2 protein-coding genes are annotated in these 1237 nt (G+C 75.1%); both read right to left on the reverse strand.

The window, feature by feature from the left end; translation table 11 throughout:
• Positions 1–183: 183 nt before the first annotated feature.
• Complete coding sequence (locus ACTIDRAF_RS0218430; protein ID WP_016700201.1) at positions 184–708, reverse strand: DUF501 domain-containing protein; 525 nt, start codon at positions 706–708, stop codon at positions 184–186.
• The coding region (locus ACTIDRAF_RS35070) for an FtsB family cell division protein (RefSeq protein WP_016700202.1) at positions 701–1237 on the reverse strand (537 nt) is incomplete at its 5' end. The genes ACTIDRAF_RS0218430 and ACTIDRAF_RS35070, both read right to left, overlap by 8 nt.

Raw genomic sequence — 1237 nt, forward strand, 5'->3', positions numbered from 1 at the left:
GTACCGGCGCCCCTCCCGACGGGAACCCGGGCGGGGTTCTGGGGTGACGGGTGGAGGAGGTCCGCGCCCTCGTCAGCAGCGCGGCGGGCACGCGGCGGGCACGTCACCGGGTTCCCCTCGCGACGCCGCTGGGCCGGGAACGGCTGGCGGGGTGGCTTCGGGTACCGCGCGGCGCGGGGTCGGTCAGGCGGCGCACCCGCCGGTCGGCCACTCGGCCGCGAGCAACTCCAGGGTCTCGTCCCCGAACGGGTTCACCCCGGGCCCCTTCGCCAGGGTGTGGGCGACGTGCACGTGCAGGCACTTGACCCGCCCCGGCATCCCGCCCGCCGTGACCTGGATGCCGAGGGGTTCGATGGCGTCCCGTTCCGCCAGGTAGGACTCGTGCGCCCGCAGGTAGCGCGCGGCGAGCTCCTCGTCGTGGGAGAGCCGTTCCGTCATCTCCCGCATCAGCCCGGAGGCCTCCAGCCGGCCGATCGACGAGGACAACCGGGGGCAGGTCAGGTAGTACAACGTGGGGAAGGGAGTGCCGTCCTCCAACCGCGGGCTCGTCCGCACCACGGCCGGGTGGCCGCTCGGGCACCGCGCGACCACCGCCCGCAGCCCTCGCGGTGTCCGACCGAGCTGTTCGGCCACCGCCGCCCGGTCCTCGTCGGTGGCCGGCACCGGCTCGGTCACCCTGGGCTGCTCGGCCCTGCTCATCTCAGCCATCTCCCGTGATCGAGTTCCAGAGCCTGCTGTACCAGGCCTGGTCCTGGTCGTCGTCCTCCTCGTCCTCCCGCTCGCTCGGCTCCTGGCCGGGCGGCAGCTGGACGATGTAGGGCGTCTCGCCGGGGCGGACGTACCCCAACCGGCGGCGGGCCTCCGCCTCCACCTGCTGGTCGTCCGCCAACTCGTCCAGTCTGGCAGCCAGCTCGTCCCGCTCGGTCCGCAGCTCCTCCAGGCGCCGCTCCGCCTCGGCGACCTCGGACCGCTGGGACAGGTAGGTGCGCAGCGGCACGGCGACGCTCAGCGCCAGCGCGCAGACCACCATCGCCAGCACCGCCGCCCGCCGGGTGGAGGACAACCCGAAGGCCCCACCGGTCCGAGGTCTTCCCCTGGTGCGGCGCGCACGGACCCCGACCCGGCGCAGGGAGCTGACGAGGGTGACCTTTCCGCTGCTCCGCTGGGTCCGCCGCGAGCGCTCGCTGGGCCGGGCCGGCGAGGACGTGCCCCGCCGACCCGGCCGCTCCCGCTCACG

The sequence above is a fragment of the Actinoalloteichus spitiensis RMV-1378 genome, from assembly GCF_000239155.1.
GTDB lineage: Bacteria > Actinomycetota > Actinomycetes > Mycobacteriales > Pseudonocardiaceae > Actinoalloteichus_B > Actinoalloteichus_B spitiensis.

Excerpts from the sequence above, each read along its gene's own strand:
- ACTIDRAF_RS0218430 (WP_016700201.1), bottom strand. The coding sequence starts at position 708 with ATGGCTGAGATGAGCAGGGCCGAGCAGCCCAGGGTGACCGAGCCGGTG.